The organism is Enterobacter cloacae complex sp. 2015409 (assembly GCF_041365315.1).
Taxonomy (GTDB): Bacteria; Pseudomonadota; Gammaproteobacteria; order Enterobacterales; family Enterobacteriaceae; genus Enterobacter; species Enterobacter pseudoroggenkampii.
This window is the reverse complement of the sequence record NZ_JBFTVM010000001.1, coordinates 624,790-641,992: the sequence shown is the minus strand read 5'-3', so window position 1 is coordinate 641,992 and position 17,203 is coordinate 624,790. Positions and strand designations below refer to the sequence as shown.

Below are 17,203 nucleotides of genomic sequence, written 5' to 3'. Positions count from 1 at the left end.
AAAGGGGCTGTCATCAGCCCCTTTTTTATCAGTGCAAACAGCAGCTCTTAAACTTCTTCCCGCTGCCGCAAGGACACGGATCGTTACGCCCGACCTTTGTGCCGTTCACAATCGGCTTCTTCGCTTCCGGCTGCTGCGGGTTGTTTACCCAGTATTGATATAAACGCAGTGCCGCAGGCTGGATGCTCTCGATGCTGGCGATGTACTCCTCTTCGGACAGTTCATCCAGCTTTTCGCTGTTCTCTTCCGTTCCGTGCAGCGCAATCACTTCAAGATCGGCCTTCAGGGCTTCCGGCAAGGCAGACCAGTCCGTCAGCGCCACGCCGCGCATGTAGCCGTAGCACCACTCTTCCACCACGGTATAGCTCTCACCGTCAACGTCGTTATAGCCAAACATCGGTTCGAACTGATCCGGGTATTCGCTCAGACGCTCGGCAATATCGTTCATGTGCTTAAAGCAGAGATCGATAAAACGGTTCATCTCACGATCGTTTTTCCAGCGCGGAATGTACTTCTCGCCACCCCAAACCGCCACCAGCCAGGCATCTGGCTCAACGACAACAGGACCGGAAAGCACTGCGGTAAGCATGCCGTCCAGTTCGGACACGTCAATCACGGACGCGTCATCATGACCGTAAGACATTAACGTCTCTTCAAGCCACGCCATTTCGCTTTCATTCAATGGGCCTTCAGTCATCGCTGATACTCCTGCAAAAAAGGAAACGATCCTAACACATATCTCACCCCTCTCCGGGCTGAAGTTTAGGTCTTTATTGCTGCAAAAACGTGCAAACCGTGAGCTTTGCACAACTTATGGGCTTTATTGTTAACGATATGTGATCTCCGCTGTAATTTCTTCTCCTCCCGCAAGGCGGCATAACGCGGCGCTCTATACTCAAACATGTCGCATGCTCGTCAATGGGTTAACCATTCTGGCAACGTTTTTGCTTAACGTTCTTCGCGCGCCCCTGCGCAGGGAAATCTCGCCGTAATATGCAGGATGCCGTCTGTATCTTGTTCGTTTAGTGCATTTTGTTCTTGCTCGTGTTTCGGATTGGCTGCGCCGTCGGGCGTTCGGGTTTACGCCGTGGTGCAAAAACCTCTTTGCTAAGGAACATAATAATGTCGCTGAAATTTATCAGAACTCCTCTTTCTCTTGTATTGGCCGGTTGCCTGGTGACGGCGTTTTCCGCCCGGGCAGATATTGTGATTGGCGTGGCCGGACCGTTCACGGGTCCGAACGCCACCTATGGCGATCAGTACTGGCACGGCGCTACGCAGGCCGCTGAAGACATTAATGCCGCAGGCGGCATTAACGGTGAGAAAATCAAACTGGTTCAGGGAGATGATGCCTGCGAGCCCAAGCAGGCCGTGGCCGTCGCCAACCGTTTAGTTGACCAGGATAAGGTCAACGCCGTGGTCGGCCATTTCTGCTCCTCTTCCACCATGCCCGCCTCCGAGGTGTATAGCGACGCAGGTATTATTGCGATTACCCCCGGCTCAACTAACCCGCTGATCACCGAACGCGGCATGAGCGATATGTTCCGCATGTGCGGCCGCGACGACCAGCAGGGTCAGGTTGCCAGCGACTTCATCATCGACAAGCTGAAAGCCAAACGTGTGGTGATCATTCACGACAAAGACACCTATGGTCAGGGTCTGGCTGACGCCACCAAAGCGGCACTGGCGAAACGCGGGGTTCAGGATGTGATGTACGAGGGGTTATCCCGCGGTGAAAAAGACTTTAACGCGCTGGTCACCAAGATCGGCGCGCAAAAACCGGACGTCGTGTTCTTCGGTGGCTGTCACCCGGAAGCCGGTCCGCTGGTTCGCCAGATGCGTGAGCAGGGCGTACAGGCAAAATTCTTCTCCGGGGACTGCATCGTCAACGAGGAGATGGTGACCGCCGCGGGCGGCCCGCAGTATACCAATGGCATTTACATGACCTTTGGTAAAGACCCGCGCCTGATCCCGGACGGCAAAGCGGTTATCGAGAAATTCCGCGCCGGTAAATTCGAGCCGGAAGGTTACACCCTCTACTCCTATGCCTCCGTACAGGCCATTGCCGCGGCCTTCAAGGCCACCGGCGGCAAGGACTCGGCCAAAGCCAGCGAGTGGCTAAAGGCCAATTCCGTCGACACGGTGATGGGCAAAAAAGCCTGGGACAGCAAAGGCGATCTGAAAGTGTCTGACTACGTGGTTTACCAGTGGGACGACAAAGGGAAATATAAGGAAGTGCAGTAACGGGACGGAGTCACGCTCAACGTCGGCGGGCCTGCCCGTCGGCGCGTAATAAACATCAGGCTGCGCGGATCGCGCAGCCTATAAAACGAGCGCGCTAAGATGAGTACATTCTTCCTGCAACAGTTAATCAATGGCTTAACGCTGGGTTCCGTCTACGGCCTGATCGCCATCGGCTACACCATGGTGTACGGCATTATCGGGATGATCAATTTCGCCCACGGCGAAGTGTATATGATTTCCGCCTATCTTTGCGCCATTGGCCTGGCGCTGCTCTCGTTCTTTGGCCTGCAGTCCTTCCCGCTGCTGATCCTCGGCACGCTGGTGTTCACCATTGTGGTCACCGGGGTGTACGGCTGGACTATCGAGCGTATCGCCTACAAGCCGCTGCGCAACTCCACGCGCCTGGCGCCGCTGATCTCCGCCATCGGGATGTCGCTTATCCTGCAAAACTACGCACAGCTGAGCCAGGGCCCGCGCCAGCAGGGGGTGCCAACTATGCTGGACGGCGTCATTCGCCTGCATCTGGGCGAAGGGTTCGTGCAGATAACCTACACCAAAGTGTTTATTCTGGTTGCCTCGTTTGCCGGCATGCTGGTGCTCACCTGGATAATCAACCGTACCAGGCTGGGCCGGATGTGTCGCGCGGTGCAGCAGGATCGTAAGATGGCCTCCATTCTGGGCATTAACACCGACCGGATTATTTCGCTGGTCTTTGTCATCGGCGCGGCGATGGCCGGTCTGGCGGGGGTGTTGATCACCATGAACTACGGCACCTTTGATTTCTACGTCGGGTTCGTGATCGGCATTAAAGCCTTTACTGCAGCAGTACTCGGCGGCATCGGCTCCCTTCCCGGCGCGATGCTCGGTGGCCTTATCCTGGGCGTGGCGGAAGCGCAGTTCTCGGGCATGGTGAACTCGGACTATAAAGATGTCTTCTCGTTCGGCCTGCTGGTCATGATCCTTATTTTCCGTCCTCAGGGCCTGCTTGGACGCCCGATTGTGGCCAAAGTGTGAGGGAGAGAATGATGACATCACACGGTTTTTCACTTAAACGCTGCATTCTGGACGCGATTTTTTCCGGGCTGATTGCGCTGATTATCTTCGGCCCCATCGCGGGCGTGGTGCTGGACGGGTACAGCTTTAACTTCGCCGGGCAGCGACTGGCCTGGATGGTTGGCATCGTCATGTTCGGACGCTTTCTGTTGAGCGCCTTTTTAGGTACCGCCCCGGGGGCCCGTTTCCAGGCGCGCTTCGAGGCCGACAGCGCGGGTGTATATGTCAGGCCACCGGAATACAAAAGCCGCATGCGCTGGATTATTCCTCTGGTGATTACCCTTGCGATTTGCTTTCCGTTTGTCGCCACTAAATATGTGCTGACCGTCGCCATTCTCGGGCTGATCTACGTGCTTCTCGGTCTGGGGCTGAACATCGTCGTGGGCCTGGCCGGTCTGCTGGATCTGGGATATGTCGCGTTCTACGCGATTGGGGCGTACGGTCTGGCGCTGGGGTACCAGTATCTCGGCTTAGGCTTCTGGAGTATGCTGCCGCTGGCGGCAATCATGGCCGCCGCTGCAGGCGCCCTGCTCGGTTTCCCGGTACTGCGCATGCACGGTGACTATCTGGCCATCGTCACCCTCGGGTTCGGGGAGATTATTCGCCTGATACTGAACAACTGGCTGACCTTCACCGGCGGCCCCAACGGCGTGTCGGCCCCTCCCCCCACCTTTTTCGGTCTGGAATTTGGACGACGCGCGAAAGAAGGCGGCGTGCCCTTCCACGAATTTTTCCACCTGACCTACAACCCGAACATGAAGTTTATTTTTATCTACGCGGTGCTGTTTCTGGTGGTGATGCTGGTGCTCTACATCAAGCACCGCCTGACGCGCATGCCGATTGGTCGGGCGTGGGAAGCCCTGCGTGAAGACGAAATTGCCTGCCGCTCAATGGGGTTGAACCATGTTCTGGTGAAGCTTTCCGCCTTTACGCTGGGCGCGTCGACCGCGGGCATTGCCGGGGTGTTCTTCGCCACCTATCAGGGGTTCGTGAATCCAACCTCCTTTACCTTCTTTGAATCGGCACTGATCCTCGCCATTGTCGTACTGGGCGGTATGGGCTCGACGCTGGGCGTGGTGCTGGCCGCCTTTGTGCTCACGGTCACGCCGGAACTGCTGCGCAGTTTTGCCGAGTACCGCGTCCTGCTGTTTGGCATGCTGATGGTGGTGATGATGATCTGGCGTCCACGCGGTTTGATCCGCATTAACCGCAGCGGGTTTGCCGTGCGTAAGGGCGTCGCACCATGAACGAAACGATATTACGCGTTGAACATTTGATGATGCACTTTGGTGGGATTAAGGCGCTAAACGACGTCAACCTGGACGTGCAGCGCGGCTCCATTACCGCCCTGATTGGGCCAAACGGGGCGGGAAAAACAACCGTGTTTAACTGCCTGACGGGCTTCTACAGAGCCTCCGGCGGCAACATTTTGTTTAACACCCGCAATAAAACGACCAACGTGATTCAGGTCCTTGGTCAAAAATTCCAGCCGGGTGACTGGATTAACCCCGCGCAGTTCGGGCAACGTCTGTTCTACAAAATGTTTGGCGGAACGCATCTGGTCAACCGCGCAGGGCTGGCGCGCACGTTTCAAAATATCCGTCTTTTTCGCGAGATGTCGGTCGTGGAAAACCTGCTGGTCGCGCAGCATATGCGGGTGAACCGCAATCTGCTCGCCGGGATCCTGAATACGCCGTCCTACCGGCGGGCGGAAAGCGACGCCCTGGACAGAGCCTTCTACTGGCTGGAAGTAGTGGATCTGGTGGAGTGCGCCAATCGCCTGGCGGGAGAGATGTCGTACGGCCAGCAGCGGCGTCTGGAAATTGCGCGGGCAATGTGCACCGGGCCAGAAATGATCTGTCTGGATGAACCCGCCGCAGGGCTGAACCCGGTTGAAACGCATAAGCTGAGCAGCATTATTCGCTTTCTGCGGGATCACCATGACATCACGGTATTACTGATTGAGCATGATATGGGGATGGTGATGGAGATTTCGGACGACATTATCGTGCTCGACCACGGCGATGTGATTGCCAGAGGAAAACCCGAGCAGATCCAGCATGACGAAAAGGTCATTGCCGCCTATCTGGGCACGGACGAAAGCGAGGTATCCCTATGAGCGAACCGCTGCTGGCTTTTCGCGAGGTGGATGTGTTTTACGGCGTCATTCAGGCGCTGAAGCAGGTCTCTCTTGAGGTGAATAAGGGGGAAACCGTGGCGCTGATTGGCGCAAACGGCGCGGGTAAATCGACATTGCTGATGTCCATCTTTGGTCAGCCTCGTATCCGCAACGGACAGATCCTTTTCGGTGGTGAAGATATCAGCCATAAATCCACCCACTACGTTGCGTCCGGCGGCATTGCTCAGGCGCCGGAAGGCAGACGAATCTTCCCGGATATGACCGTTGAAGAGAACCTGCTGATGGGGACCATTCCCATCGGCAGCCAGTTTGCCGCTGAAGATATGCAAACCATGTTTGACCTTTTCCCTCGTCTTAAAGAGCGGCGTAAACAGCGCGCGATGACCATGTCCGGCGGGGAACAGCAGATGCTGGCGATCGCCCGGGCGCTGATGAGCCGTCCGAAGCTGCTGCTGCTGGATGAACCGAGCCTGGGCTTAGCCCCGATTGTGGTGAAGCAGATCTTCCAGACGCTGCGCGAGCTGGCCCGCAGTGGCATGACCATTTTTCTGGTGGAGCAGAATGCGCACCACGCATTGAAGCTGTCTGACCGGGGGTATGTGATGGTGAACGGGCAGATCCGGCTGAGCGGCAGCGGTGAGGAGCTGCTGGGGAATCAGGAGGTGAGGAAGGCGTATTTGGGCGGGGTGTGATTTGACACCTGCCGAATGGGCTTATGCCGTGATGGATCATTTCGGCACATACGGGATAGAAGCACTGGAGGATACGTTAGTCGATATCGCCTCTTTGTTTGGATTGCTTCCGGCAATTCTGACAGGTTTGTTAGTAAGAAAAGCAGCAAAAAGAATGTGAATTATGAGTCTTCAGGCTTAGCCTCGAAGGCTTTTTTGACTCGGAAACGCAAAACCCCGAAAGTTGGATGTCCAACTTTCGGGGTTCACTTCATTTCTGTGGTTTCACGATAACGTCGTTAAATAAAACTGTCGTCGTCATTGCTGTAGTCGTCATCTACATCGTCGTTCTGCCAGGTGTCGTTATTATTGCCGAACGGATCGTTCTGGTTGAGGAAACGGGTGTCAGAGACGTTATTAACGTCGCCGTATTGATTACCGACAAACGGTTCACCACCGACGGGCATTGTCGGTTCTTCGATAATGTTCACGATCTCTTCCGGCCGCGACTGATGGAACATGCTGGTAAGCATCTCGGCCAGCGCGATGCCACCGGCCACGCCAGCGGCTGTCTGGAGCGCGCCAGCCATAAAACCGCCGCCGCGAGTAGCCGGCGCTGGCGCCCGTGAGTAATCCTGCGCCGGTGGCTGTTGCGGCTGGGCATTCCAGCTGTTGTCAGGCTGCGGGTTACTTTTCCCACCACCAAACAGGCCGCCGAGGAAACTGCCGCCCGTCGAGGGTTTGCTTTTTTGCGCGGCTAATTCGCTTTCAAGCTCCTGAACCCGTGCCTGCAGGCGTTTCAGCGCCGCTTCCTGAATCAAAATCGATTGCGCCATATAGTAGGGGGCCGCAGGCTGCTGCCTGACGAATTCAGCGATCTGATGCTCTGCATCTGCGTCCCGCTGGCTGTTTTGTTGTCCGGCCTGTTTCAGACGCTCGAAAAGGCCGTTGATAAGCTGCTGTTCTTCATATTGCATGACAATAACCTTCCGCTCTCCAGGGTGGATACCCACCAGTTTATCAGCGGCGGAAATCTGTGTCTGGGGAGTGAAATGTTTGTTTAAGATTGGTTGCAGGTTAGCTGAAAATCGCCCTGCTTTCCGGGCTTGATATTAGAGAATTAGGCTTAACGTTCTGGTATGGCAGCAAATTCTCGGGCACAGCACGATCGTGATGACGATGAGATACGCTCACTTCGCGCTAAACTGGAGGCACAAAAAAACCACCTTTCGGTGGTTTCACGACACTGCTTATTGCTTTGATTATTCTTTGTTTTCCCATGGTAGCCGGAGTGGGACTTGAACCCACACAGCGCGAACGCCGAGGGATTTTAAAACTATAAGGAAGGTTAGAAATGGACAGCGCGAAATCCTGACTGAAGAGTCTGGATGCTGGCGATTCCGGCTTCCAGGTTTCTGTAGCGCAGGGAATGCTCTCTTTTCCGGTTAGCATGTATTACCTCGGTTATGACTTCATAGACACGGCTCATCGCCATGCTAATTTTGATCATCGTGTGAGGATGGCGAACATGTTCAAACGAGGAATATCGGTTAATCAGGAAACTCAAAAAATAGTTAACGCTGTTATCAGAGAGTTCATGTCAAAAGTTAACATGGATAATATTCAGGGGATTACACAAAATTTTACCGGCGTAATGGTTGGTAAATTCATATTCGCGGAGCTAACCGGAGTAAAACTAGATGCTGCCGTATCGTCACGCATTATGACCTCGTTCGCCCCTGGCGTGGTCATCGGAAGCGCTCTCACGATTGGCGCAGAAACATCGAGAGCTATCTATACGGCTAGAAAGCTTGAAAACCAGAACCCTGTACTCTACTACCGACTTAAGAGTATGGGTGATTTAGATCTTCTGTATTTTCTTGTTGAAGAAAAATTGAAACCTTTTCTTGACGCATGCAGCGTTGCAGATGTAGACAAGCATGAATTTAACGAAGTATGTAAATACTTTTTTGGTGGGTTATGAACACTCAGGACATTATCAAGTTAATAGCATCCCGAATTTTGCGCGGGTTGGGAATGGGAATTGCTTCTGCGGGCCTATTGTTCTGTATTTATTTCTTTTCATTTTCAAAAGACGAATCCCGTTTTATCTGGGGTGCAGCGTCTGGTGCTCTCATTGTCCTTGGTTACTTTATATACCGAATCGCGATACTCAAGGTTTTTGACGAACGTTGAAGACCTCAATTGCTCATACTCCATCAAAAAGCCCACCGATTGGTGGGCTTGATGTTAAAGACTTAGGCTTAACGTCTTACTGTCATAAAAGAATGACGGAAAGGCATCAAATAGGATGATATCAACCGCAACTTTTCGCGTGGTCCACATTTGAGTGATGGTCGCTGGGCAGTAGTGCCCTCTTCTTGTGGCGAAGTTGAATGGCGAAAGACAGGCAATAAAAAACCACCTTTCGGTGGTTTATACGACACTGCTTATCATTGATTTTATTCTAGTATTCCCATGGTAGCCGGAGTGGGACTTGAACCCACACAGCGCGAACGCCGAGGGATTTTAAATCCCTTGTGTCTACCGATTCCACCATCCGGCCAGGGAAGAAAGTGGAGGCGCGTTCCGGAGTCGAACCGGACTAGACGGATTTGCAATCCGCTACATAACCGCTTTGCTAACGCGCCGTTAAATCTTTAAAGCTGACACCCGCTACTGCGCATGTCTTTAATCTGGAGCGGGAAACGAGACTCGAACTCGCGACCCCGACCTTGGCAAGGTCGTGCTCTACCAACTGAGCTATTCCCGCATGTCATCAAGTAACTGTCTAACCACTTGATTTCATTATCGTCCGGCTGGCTGTGCCGCCGTTCGATGCGTTGCATTCTACTGATATGACGTTATGAGTCAACGTTATTTTTTACATCCCCGGATCGTTTGCTGAAATTTACGGCGAAACGATCACTGATCAAGCAAATCCCCGCGCGCAGCGTTCAAATATTGCAGCATGGACCACAGCGTCAGCACTGCCGCCACCCACAGGAGGCCAATCCCCGCCCACTCAACCCAGGCGTTCGGACGCCAGAGCATCCAGACCAGCGCGGCCATCTGCGCCGTCGTTTTGACTTTACCTATCCACGAGACCGCTACGCTGCTGCGTTTCCCCAGCTCCGCCATCCACTCGCGCAGTGCAGAGATGATGATCTCGCGGCCGATCATGGTTGCCGCAGGCAGCGTTACCCACCAGGTATGATAGTGCTCGGCCACCAGCACCATGGCGATAGCGACCATCACTTTGTCCGCCACCGGATCGAGGAAGGCACCGAAACGGGTGCTTTGATTCCAGCGGCGCGCCAGATAGCCATCAAACCAGTCTGTTACCGCTGCGATCAGGAAGAGCAATGCACAGGCAAAAGGTGCCCAGACAACCGGCAGGTAAAACGCCAGCACAAAGAACGGGATGAGTACAACACGAAAAAGAGTGAGCAACGTAGGGATATTATATTGCATAGTGACGGTAACTATTTGTTGTCAGTAAAATTTAGCTCTATGTTGCTACAGAGCCCTCAATGTTTCAACGAGTAGTAGATCTTTTCTGCCAGCCCTTGCGAAATACCCGGCACTTTTGCAATTTCCTCCATGCTGGCGTTGAGTAATCCTTGCAATCCGCCCATATACTTGAGCAGCATCTGACGACGTTTTGGCCCCACGCCTTCGATCGTCTCCAGTGAACTGGTGTTTTTCACCTTCGCCCGTTTTTTGCGGTGACCGCTGATGGCGTGATCGTGCGATTCATCGCGAATATGCTGGATGACGTGCAGCGCCGGGGAGTCCGGTGGCAGACTGAAGCCCTCACCTTCCGGCTCGAAGAACAATGTCTCCAGCCCGGCCTTACGATCGGCCCCTTTTGCGACACCCAGCAGCAGCGGATGGTTTTTATCCCAGCTGACATCAAGCGACTCAAATACTGCTTTCGCCTGGCCGAGCTGCCCTTTCCCGCCGTCAATCAGGATCACATCCGGGATTTTGCTCTCCTCTATGGCTTTACCATAGCGACGGCGCAGCACCTGATTCATCGCCGCATAGTCATCACCCGGCGTGATCCCGGTGATGTTATAGCGGCGATACTCGGCTCGCAGTGGGCCATTCGCATCAAACACCACGCAGGACGCTACCGTCTGTTCCCCCATCGTATGACTGATGTCGAAACACTCCATCCGTTTCACTTCCGGAAGCTTCAGCAGCGCCGCCAGGGCCGTTAAACGCTGGTGCACCGTCGACTGCTGCGACAGCTTAGTGGTGAGTGCCGTCGCCGCGTTGGTTCGCGCCAGCTTGAGATAACGCGCACGATCGCCGCGCGGTTTAGTTTGAACATTCACCCGGCGGCCCGCCAGCTCAGAGAGCGAATCGGCCAGCAGGGTTTTATCGTCAAGATTAAAATCGAGCAGGATCTCAGAAGGCAACGTGCGCATCTGGCTCCCCTGCAGATAGAACTGGCCGACAAAGGTTTCCACCACTTCACCCAGCTCGGTACCGCCAGGGACCTTCGGAAAATAGCTGCGGCTGCCGAGCACTTTGCCCTGTCGAATGAAAAGAACGTGCACGCAGGCCATCCCGGCGTCAAAGGCGACGCCGATGACATCAAGATCGTCACCGGTATTTGAGACAAACTGTTTCTCCGTGACTCTGCGCACCGCCTGAATCTGGTCGCGGATACGCGCGGCCTCTTCGAACTCCAGAGCAGCGCTGGCTTTTTCCATCCGCGCGATCAGCTGCGTTAAGACCTGATCGTCTTTACCGGCCAGGAACAGGCGCACATAATCCACCTGCTGCGCATACTCTTCTTCACTCACCAGTCCGGCCACGCACGGTCCCAGGCAGCGGCCAATCTGGTACTGCAGGCACGGGCGCGAGCGGTTACGGTAAACGCTGTTTTCACACTGGCGGATCGGGAAGATTTTTTGCAGCAGCGCCAGCGTTTCACGCACGGCATAGCCGTTGGGGAACGGCCCGAAATATTCACCCTTCGCATGTTTTGCACCACGGTGCATGGCGAGGCGAGGATGGGTGTCGCCGCTCAGAAAGATAAACGGGTAGGATTTATCATCCCGCAACAGGACGTTATAGCGCGGCTGGTACAGCTTAATATAGTTATGCTCAAGCAGCAGCGCTTCTGTCTCTGTATGCGTGACGGTAACATCAATATTCTGAATGAGTGAGACCAGCGCTTCGGTCTTACGGGAGGCCAGATTGCTGCGAAAATAGCTGGAGAGACGTTTTTTAAGATCTTTAGCCTTCCCCACATAGATAACCGTACCGCCAGCGTCATACATGCGATAGACGCCAGGCTGGCTGGTTACGGTTTTCAGAAATGCTTTTGAATCGAACACATCACTCACTGACTTAACAACGTCTCCGCATTACACAAACCATGTCGGATGGCCAGATGCGTCAGTTCGACGTCACCATGAATGTTCAATTTACTGAACATCCGATAACGATAGCTGTTCACCGTTTTCGGGCTGAGATTCAGCTGTTCCGAGATCTCATTCACCTTCTGACCTTTGGTGATCATCAGCATAATCTGCAATTCACGCTCGGACAAACTGGCAAACGGTGATTCAGTTTTCTCGGGCTCAATCTGACTCAGCGCCATCTGCTGAGCGATGTCGGATGCAATATAACGCTGTCCGGCAAACACGGAACGGATTGCATTGACGACTTCCTGCGGTGCAGCACCTTTACTCAGGTAACCCGCGGCCCCCGCCTGCATCACTTTCGCGGGCAGTGGATTTTCGGTATGCACGGTCAGCATGATGACTTTGGTGTCTACAAAGGTACGCGCGATTTTGCGTGTTGCCTCAAGACCACCGATACCGGGCATGTTCATATCCATCAGCACCACATCGGCGGAGTTAGTACGGCACCATTTTACCGCATCTTCACCACAGCATGCCTCACCGGCAACTTTAATACCTTTAATATCTTCAAGAATGCGTCGTATCCCTGCGCGCACCAGTTCGTGGTCATCAACAAGAAGGACGTTGATCAAAGGAAATGTCTCCAGAATAGGGATAACGCTACTGAGTGATAATTTGGTTTATATTAACGGTTTTCCTGACAAGATTAAAACGTTAAAAAACCGGCTATTCGATTTTGCTCTCGTTTTTGGAAATTAGCCTGTACAGGCGGTGGAAAGAGAGGCCGTGTTTTTAGGGCTCTTGCGGCTTTTTTTAATCATCTGTATTCAAAAAGTTACAAAAAACTTGCAGGCTTTCCCTGCAAAAAAAACAGTTCTCAAATTTTTGTAACAATAATTAACGGCAAGCGAGCCGGGCATAAGCAATTAATAGCCTGTAACAGCGCTTCAGTTTACCGGTACGTTCTGTTTACGCAATTAAACACCCACGTAAAAGTACGAAAAACAACCGCTGCATTTTTTGCTTCAGCTTGTGGTATACTCCGCCGCCTTGACTTTCGTCGTCGCGCTTTAGCGCCGTTTAATAATGAGGAAAATAAATGAGCACACCTGAATTTGCCACTGCGGAGAATAACCAGGAACTGGCACAGGAAGTAAACTGCCTGAAAGCACTGCTGACGCTGATGCTGCAGGCGATGGGCCAGGCTGATGCCGGTCGTGTGATCATTAAAATGGAAAAACAAATCGCGGAGATGGAAGACCAGGCTGAATCAGCGGTATTTGCTAACACCGTTAAGCAAATCAAGCAAGCGTACCGCCAGTAACAAAAAACGGCTGGATGCAGTGCATTCAGCCGTTCGCTCGTCTGTCACGCAGAACGTTTTACGGAGTCAGATCAGTCCCGTTGCCGCCGCGTAGCATGCGATCTGGGTCTTATTGGGCGCGTTAAATTTCTTCTGCATATTCTTCTGATGGAAGTTAACGGTATTCTCTGAGATCGAGAGAATGATCGCTATTTCCGCTGACGTCTTCCCTTCCGCAGTCCATTTCAGAATTTCACGTTCGCGCTTGCTGAATTTCATTTCGGGTGGCATGACCATCTCATGGTCAAAACGCATCAGAGAGGTTAAGGCCATTTGCACCAGCATTTGCAACCGCAGTTCTATTTCCTCATGGGCTAATGGTCCTTCCTGTACACGAGTACGAGAAACAGAGAGGAAGCCGAGCGCATGATTTGGCAGCATCAGGCACTGCGTTATTCCCGCGCGTAAACCGTGGTCCTGGGCGCAATGCCATAATTCCTGCGCCTCAGCGAATAATGCGTCTGTCCAGGGGAGATGCCCCTGAATGAAATTCTCCGCTTTTAAAACCGGATCGATCGCGAAATAGTTCGCGGATTGATATTGCGCCATCCACAGCTTGGGGTAAGTGGTTTGCAGGGAGATCTTAGGGCGGGTAAATGGCACGGGATGGCGCACGCAGAGCGCGTAATAATCGAATTCCAGCGCCTGAGTTTGTCGCTCCAGCTCCTGATATACCTCGGCGGCACAGGTCAACTCCTGAAACCGGAGGGAGCAATCCCGTCGCCAGGTGAAAAAGTCTAAATCCTTCATACTTACTAAATGAAGCCTCTGAACAGATAATCATTATTATGGTGAATATAAGCTAACACAGAAAACTTTTTTCTAACCACAAAATATCGGCAATAGCACAATTAACTTTACTATCGATAAGGTTTACCTGAGCCGGATGGAATAAAAAAACAGAGGCTTCCACAAAGAGGGAGAATAATTTGCTCCAGGGTAATTTTCTGGAGCAAATGCGTGCAAAAATGCTACTGCATAAGGAATTTTTCAAGGAACTGACGGGTTCGCGGCTGTTGAGGGTTGGCGAATAAGCTTTTCGCCGGCCCCTGCTCCACAATCCGCCCCTGATCCATGAAGATAGCTCTGTCAGCAACATCGCGGGCAAAGCTCATCTCATGCGTCACGATCACCATCGTCCGTTTTTCCTGCGCCAGCTGGCGAATGGTGTTCAGCACCTCACCCACCAGTTCCGGATCGAGCGCTGAAGTCGGTTCATCAAACAGGATCACGTCCGGGCGCATCGCCAGCGCGCGCGCTATCGCCACGCGCTGCTGTTGCCCTCCCGACAGACGCCGCGGATAGCTGGTCTCTTTCCCCGCCAGCCCGACTTTGGCCAGCAGCTCGCGAGCGCGCGCCGTCGCTTCCTCTTTAGGCTCACCTTTAACGATAACCGGCCCTTCAATAATGTTCTCCAGCACCGTACGGTGCGGGAAGAGGTTGAAGTTCTGGAAAACGAAGCCGACATGCTGGCGCAGACGGCGAATCAACCCTTTCTGCTGGCTGATGGATTTCCCGGTATCAATCGTTATCTCCCCGACCCGAATGGTGCCGCCTTCCGGCTGTTCAAGCAGGTTAATGCTGCGCAGCAGCGTGGTTTTCCCTGAGCCGCTCGGCCCAATGATTGCCACCACTTCGCCCTGCTCGACTTCAAGATCGATCCCGTGGAGCACCGTTTGACCGTGGAATTTTTTCACCAGGTTTTTGACGTCGATAGCACTCATTTTGGATCACGCTCCTGGCGGTTAAGCTGGTTTTCGAAATAGTTTTGCAGGGCAGACAGCACCGTCGCCATCACCCAGTAAATCAGCGAGGCAGCCAGATACATAGTAAAAACTTCAAGCGTACGGGAGGTGATAAGCTGTGCCTGACGGAACAGCTCCGGTACCTGAATCGTTGCCGCCAGGGAAGTATCTTTCACCAGACTGATGAAGCTGTTGCTCAGCGGTGGAAGCGCCACGCGCGCCGCCTGCGGCAGAATGGCCCGGCGAAGCGTCTGCCATGGCGTCATCCCGATACTGGCCGCCGCTTCCCACTGGCCTTTGTCAATGGAGGAGATGGCCGCACGCAGGGTTTCAGAGGTATACGCCGCAGTATTGAGCGACAGACCAATCATCGCTGCGGGAATCGGATCCAGCTCGATACCAAACTGCGGTAAGCCGTAGTAGATCATAAAGAGCTGGGCGATAAGCGGCGTACCGCGAAAGACAGAGATATAAAAACGCGCCAGCCAGCGCACCGGCAGGATGGGTGACATGCGCATTAAGGCCAGCACAAATCCCAGTACCAGCCCGAAGAACATCCCGCCGATACTGAGCTGTAACGTAAATACCGCACCTTTCAGCAGATACGGCAGAGAATCAATAACCAGTTGAATACTTTCTTGCATTATTATTTTTCGACCTGACTTTTAGACATGAGGATGGTAGGCAAACAGCGCAGGCGCCCCGCCTGTATGGACAAATAAAATCGGCCCTTCATCCTTAAAGCGTTTCTGCGCAATGCCATCAATCAGTCCGGCCATCGCTTTGCCGGTATACACCGGATCGAGCAGTATCCCCTCGAGGCGGGCCAGCAGTTTCACCGCTTCCATGCCCTCTTCGTTCGGCGTGCCGTAACCCGGCGCAAAATAGTCATCCCAGAGCAGAATATCGGCCTTTGCCTTCAGCTCCAGCTGCGCGGCGACCGCCTGCTGTAAAGTCACCACTTTCGGCTTCTGATCCGCGACGCTACGGGACACCGTCACGCCAATCAGCTCGACGTCCGGCAGCAGTTGCTCCAGCCCTACCGCCAGCCCGGCATGCGTGCCTGCACTGCCGGACGCGACAACCACGGAGGAGAGGCCCACCGCGCCCTCGCACTGTTGGGCAATTTCCAGCGCACTTTCCACATACCCCAGCGCGCCCAGCGCATTCGAACCGCCAACAGGGATAACGTAGGGGCGGAAACCCTGCGCTTCCAGACGCGTCGCCAGCTCATCGAGCTGGGCGGTCGGGTCGGTCAACGCATCCACCATTTCGACCTGTACATTAAACAGGTCCAGCAGCAGACGGTTACCGTTGGTGAGATAGTTTTCTGCCCGCGTGCCAATCGGGTTTTCCAGCAATGCCACGCAATGGAGTCCGAGCTTTGCCGCCACTGCCGCCGTCTGACGAACGTGGTTGGACTGGATAGCCCCGGCAGTGATGAGCGTATCCGCGCCCTCGCGCAGGGCGTCCGCCGCCAGAAACTCCAGCTTACGCAGCTTATTGCCCCCCATCGCCATGGGCGTCACGTCATCACGCTTAATAAAAATATCGCGCCCTAAATAATCAGAAAATCGCGGCAGGTACTCCAGCGGCGTCGGCGCGCCGATAAACTCCAGGCGAGGAAAGCGCGTTAAATTCTGTAGTGACATGGGTTCTCCGGTAACTCTGACAAAATGTGATATTTTTCATTATGCACGCAGACGCGAAAGAAATAAAAAAGGCGCTTTTAAAAGCGCCTTTTTTTACGTCAGAAACTTATTTCGTGACGTCTGCACCGAACCACTTCTCGGAGAGCGCTTTCAGGCTTCCGTCTTTTTGCATGTCAGCAATCGCGGAATCAATCGCTTTGACCAGGTCTTCGTTACCTTTACGCACGGCTACGCCTGATTCCTGACGAGAGAACGCATCACCCGCTACCGCCAGGGTGTTGTTGGTTTTCTTCACCAGATCCAGCGCTGCCAGGCGGTCAACCAGAATGGCGTCGATACGGCCCACGCGCAGATCCTGGTATTTCGTCGGGTCATCATCATAGGTGCGGATATCCACGCCCTGCACGTTCTGGCGCAGCCACTCTTCATAGTTAGTCCCCAGACCAACACCGACTTTCTTCCCTTTCAGGTCTGCGGCAGTTTTAATCCCGCCTTCGTTGCCTTTCTTCACCAGCGCCTGAATACCGGACACGGTGTACGGCGTAGAGAAGTCATACTTCTTCTTACGTTCGTCAGAAATGGTCACCTGATTAATCACCACATCAATACGTTTGGAATCCAGCGATGCCAGCATACCGTCCCATTTGGTCGGTTTCAGTGACGCTTTAACGCCGAGGTGCTTCGCCAGCTCTTCAGCAAACTCCACTTCGAAACCGGTCAGCTTACCGTCATCGCCCTGGAAGCTGAACGGAGGATAGGTTCCTTCCAGCCCGACCAGCAGCGTACCGCGCTCTTTTACTTTATTCAGCAGGTTTTCTGCGGCGAACGTTTTCACGCTCATGCCCGCAACCAGCGCAACGGCCATAACACCCATCAGCGCCTGACGACCCAGAAGTGCAAATTTCATAAATACCCCGATATAGTGGAATTTTTACGTAGTGTAGAGAAATC

Annotated in this window: 18 protein-coding genes and 3 tRNA genes; 8 read left to right on the top strand and 13 right to left on the bottom strand. The window is 53.6% G+C overall.

All coding sequences use genetic code 11. From position 1 onward, the window contains the following. Positions 1 to 28: 28 nt before the first annotated feature. Positions 29 to 697, bottom strand: coding sequence for a YecA family protein (locus ACDO57_RS02945; RefSeq protein ID WP_032646248.1), 669 nt, complete (start codon positions 695 to 697; stop codon positions 29 to 31). A gap of 425 nt (positions 698 to 1,122) precedes the next feature. Between ACDO57_RS02945 and ACDO57_RS02940 the strand changes: the two genes are divergently transcribed. The 6 genes from ACDO57_RS02940 to ACDO57_RS02915 all read left to right on the top strand — a co-directional run bounded on the left by ACDO57_RS02940 (position 1,123) and on the right by ACDO57_RS02915 (position 6,289). Continuing rightward, positions 1,123 to 2,244, top strand: a complete 1,122-nt coding sequence (locus ACDO57_RS02940) for a branched-chain amino acid ABC transporter substrate-binding protein (RefSeq protein ID WP_023312277.1) — start codon at positions 1,123 to 1,125, stop codon at positions 2,242 to 2,244. 99 nt (positions 2,245 to 2,343) lie between these two features. Then, the gene (locus ACDO57_RS02935; RefSeq protein WP_032646250.1) at positions 2,344 to 3,258 is read left to right on the top strand and encodes a branched-chain amino acid ABC transporter permease; all 915 of its coding nucleotides are present in this window, start codon (positions 2,344 to 2,346) and stop codon (positions 3,256 to 3,258) included. Between the two features lie 11 nt (positions 3,259 to 3,269). After that, entirely contained in the window at positions 3,270 to 4,544 is a 1,275-nt protein-coding gene (livM, locus tag ACDO57_RS02930; RefSeq protein WP_024909780.1) for a high-affinity branched-chain amino acid ABC transporter permease LivM, read from the top strand. Further along, a complete protein-coding gene (locus tag ACDO57_RS02925; RefSeq protein ID WP_267215022.1) occupies positions 4,541 to 5,416 on the top strand; it encodes an ABC transporter ATP-binding protein in 876 nt (291 codons plus the stop codon). The genes livM and ACDO57_RS02925 overlap by 4 nt, the downstream gene beginning before the upstream one ends. Further along, the gene (locus ACDO57_RS02920; RefSeq protein ID WP_032646253.1) at positions 5,413 to 6,129 is read left to right on the top strand and encodes an ABC transporter ATP-binding protein; all 717 of its coding nucleotides are present in this window, start codon (positions 5,413 to 5,415) and stop codon (positions 6,127 to 6,129) included. The genes ACDO57_RS02925 and ACDO57_RS02920 overlap by 4 nt, the downstream gene beginning before the upstream one ends. 1 nt (position 6,130) lies before the next feature. Next, positions 6,131 to 6,289, top strand: a complete 159-nt coding sequence (locus ACDO57_RS02915; protein WP_153257553.1) for a hypothetical protein — start codon at positions 6,131 to 6,133, stop codon at positions 6,287 to 6,289. Between the two features lie 118 nt (positions 6,290 to 6,407). On the opposite strand, the gene ACDO57_RS02910 is transcribed toward ACDO57_RS02915, so the two are convergent. Further along, complete coding sequence (locus ACDO57_RS02910; protein WP_370883504.1) at positions 6,408 to 7,085, bottom strand: DUF2076 domain-containing protein; 678 nt, start codon at positions 7,083 to 7,085, stop codon at positions 6,408 to 6,410. 551 nt (positions 7,086 to 7,636) lie between these two features. On the opposite strand from ACDO57_RS02910, the gene ACDO57_RS02905 reads away from it, so the two are divergent. Continuing rightward, positions 7,637 to 8,092, top strand: a complete 456-nt coding sequence (locus tag ACDO57_RS02905) for a hypothetical protein (protein WP_370883503.1) — start codon at positions 7,637 to 7,639, stop codon at positions 8,090 to 8,092. A 495-nt stretch (positions 8,093 to 8,587) separates the two neighbouring features. Here the strand turns inward: ACDO57_RS02905 and ACDO57_RS02900 are convergent. From ACDO57_RS02900 to uvrY, 6 genes are all read right to left on the bottom strand, one after another. Next, positions 8,588 to 8,674 (bottom strand) — tRNA-Leu (locus tag ACDO57_RS02900). Positions 8,675 to 8,685: 11 nt separating this feature from the next. Further along, positions 8,686 to 8,759: transfer RNA gene (locus ACDO57_RS02895), tRNA-Cys, on the bottom strand. Positions 8,760 to 8,805: 46 nt separating this feature from the next. Continuing rightward, positions 8,806 to 8,881, bottom strand: a tRNA-Gly gene (locus ACDO57_RS02890). A 152-nt stretch (positions 8,882 to 9,033) separates the two neighbouring features. Continuing rightward, the gene (pgsA, locus tag ACDO57_RS02885; RefSeq protein ID WP_023336158.1) at positions 9,034 to 9,582 is read right to left on the bottom strand and encodes a CDP-diacylglycerol--glycerol-3-phosphate 3-phosphatidyltransferase; all 549 of its coding nucleotides are present in this window, start codon (positions 9,580 to 9,582) and stop codon (positions 9,034 to 9,036) included. Positions 9,583 to 9,638: 56 nt separating this feature from the next. After that, positions 9,639 to 11,471: an excinuclease ABC subunit UvrC gene (gene uvrC / locus ACDO57_RS02880; RefSeq protein ID WP_024909772.1), complete on the bottom strand. Its 1,833-nt coding sequence runs from the start codon at positions 11,469 to 11,471 to the stop codon at positions 9,639 to 9,641. Next, positions 11,468 to 12,124, bottom strand: a complete 657-nt coding sequence (uvrY, locus tag ACDO57_RS02875; protein WP_013096026.1) for a UvrY/SirA/GacA family response regulator transcription factor — start codon at positions 12,122 to 12,124, stop codon at positions 11,468 to 11,470. The genes uvrC and uvrY overlap by 4 nt, the downstream gene beginning before the upstream one ends. 467 nt (positions 12,125 to 12,591) lie before the next feature. Between uvrY and ACDO57_RS02870 the strand changes: the two genes are divergently transcribed. Continuing rightward, a complete protein-coding gene (locus ACDO57_RS02870; protein WP_008500345.1) occupies positions 12,592 to 12,816 on the top strand; it encodes a DUF2594 family protein in 225 nt (74 codons plus the stop codon). A 66-nt stretch (positions 12,817 to 12,882) separates the two neighbouring features. Here the strand turns inward: ACDO57_RS02870 and sdiA are convergent, their stop codons facing one another. From sdiA to tcyJ, 5 genes are all read right to left on the bottom strand, one after another. After that, positions 12,883 to 13,605 (bottom strand): transcriptional regulator SdiA, encoded by a 723-nt coding sequence (sdiA, locus tag ACDO57_RS02865; RefSeq protein WP_157189388.1) that lies wholly within the window; start codon positions 13,603 to 13,605, stop codon positions 12,883 to 12,885. Between the two features lie 221 nt (positions 13,606 to 13,826). Beyond that, the gene (gene tcyN, locus ACDO57_RS02860) at positions 13,827 to 14,579 is read right to left on the bottom strand and encodes an L-cystine ABC transporter ATP-binding protein TcyN (RefSeq protein ID WP_008500343.1); all 753 of its coding nucleotides are present in this window, start codon (positions 14,577 to 14,579) and stop codon (positions 13,827 to 13,829) included. Continuing rightward, positions 14,576 to 15,244 carry a cystine ABC transporter permease gene (gene tcyL, locus ACDO57_RS02855; RefSeq protein WP_014884380.1) on the bottom strand — a complete coding sequence of 223 codons (669 nt, stop codon included), beginning with the start codon at positions 15,242 to 15,244 and terminating at the stop codon, positions 14,576 to 14,578. Before tcyL ends, tcyN begins: the two co-directional genes overlap by 4 nt. Before the next feature lie 21 nt (positions 15,245 to 15,265). Next, positions 15,266 to 16,252, bottom strand: a complete 987-nt coding sequence (dcyD, locus tag ACDO57_RS02850) for a D-cysteine desulfhydrase (protein ID WP_032646305.1) — start codon at positions 16,250 to 16,252, stop codon at positions 15,266 to 15,268. A 106-nt stretch (positions 16,253 to 16,358) separates the two neighbouring features. Further along, positions 16,359 to 17,159 (bottom strand): cystine ABC transporter substrate-binding protein, encoded by an 801-nt coding sequence (gene tcyJ / locus ACDO57_RS02845; RefSeq protein ID WP_023336163.1) that lies wholly within the window; start codon positions 17,157 to 17,159, stop codon positions 16,359 to 16,361. Between the last annotated feature and the right edge of the window lie 44 nt (positions 17,160 to 17,203).

What these genes read in the sequence shown, in the direction of transcription:
- tcyJ (WP_023336163.1), bottom strand. Translation starts at nt 17,159, where the DNA reads ATGAAATTTGCACTTCTGGGTCGTCAGGCGCTGATGGGTGTTATGGCC.
- tcyL (WP_014884380.1), bottom strand. Translation starts at nt 15,244, where the DNA reads ATGCAAGAAAGTATTCAACTGGTTATTGATTCTCTGCCGTATCTGCTG.
- ACDO57_RS02940 (WP_023312277.1), top strand. Translation starts at nt 1,123, where the DNA reads ATGTCGCTGAAATTTATCAGAACTCCTCTTTCTCTTGTATTGGCCGGT.
- dcyD (WP_032646305.1), bottom strand. Translation starts at nt 16,252, where the DNA reads ATGTCACTACAGAATTTAACGCGCTTTCCTCGCCTGGAGTTTATCGGC.
- pgsA (WP_023336158.1), bottom strand. Translation starts at nt 9,582, where the DNA reads ATGCAATATAATATCCCTACGTTGCTCACTCTTTTTCGTGTTGTACTC.
- ACDO57_RS02935 (WP_032646250.1), top strand. Translation starts at nt 2,344, where the DNA reads ATGAGTACATTCTTCCTGCAACAGTTAATCAATGGCTTAACGCTGGGT.
- sdiA (WP_157189388.1), bottom strand. Translation starts at nt 13,605, where the DNA reads ATGAAGGATTTAGACTTTTTCACCTGGCGACGGGATTGCTCCCTCCGG.
- ACDO57_RS02910 (WP_370883504.1), bottom strand. Translation starts at nt 7,085, where the DNA reads ATGCAATATGAAGAACAGCAGCTTATCAACGGCCTTTTCGAGCGTCTG.
- ACDO57_RS02870 (WP_008500345.1), top strand. Translation starts at nt 12,592, where the DNA reads ATGAGCACACCTGAATTTGCCACTGCGGAGAATAACCAGGAACTGGCA.
- livM (WP_024909780.1), top strand. Translation starts at nt 3,270, where the DNA reads ATGACATCACACGGTTTTTCACTTAAACGCTGCATTCTGGACGCGATT.
- tcyN (WP_008500343.1), bottom strand. Translation starts at nt 14,579, where the DNA reads ATGAGTGCTATCGACGTCAAAAACCTGGTGAAAAAATTCCACGGTCAA.
- ACDO57_RS02925 (WP_267215022.1), top strand. Translation starts at nt 4,541, where the DNA reads ATGAACGAAACGATATTACGCGTTGAACATTTGATGATGCACTTTGGT.
- ACDO57_RS02920 (WP_032646253.1), top strand. Translation starts at nt 5,413, where the DNA reads ATGAGCGAACCGCTGCTGGCTTTTCGCGAGGTGGATGTGTTTTACGGC.
- ACDO57_RS02905 (WP_370883503.1), top strand. Translation starts at nt 7,637, where the DNA reads ATGTTCAAACGAGGAATATCGGTTAATCAGGAAACTCAAAAAATAGTT.
- ACDO57_RS02945 (WP_032646248.1), bottom strand. Translation starts at nt 697, where the DNA reads ATGACTGAAGGCCCATTGAATGAAAGCGAAATGGCGTGGCTTGAAGAG.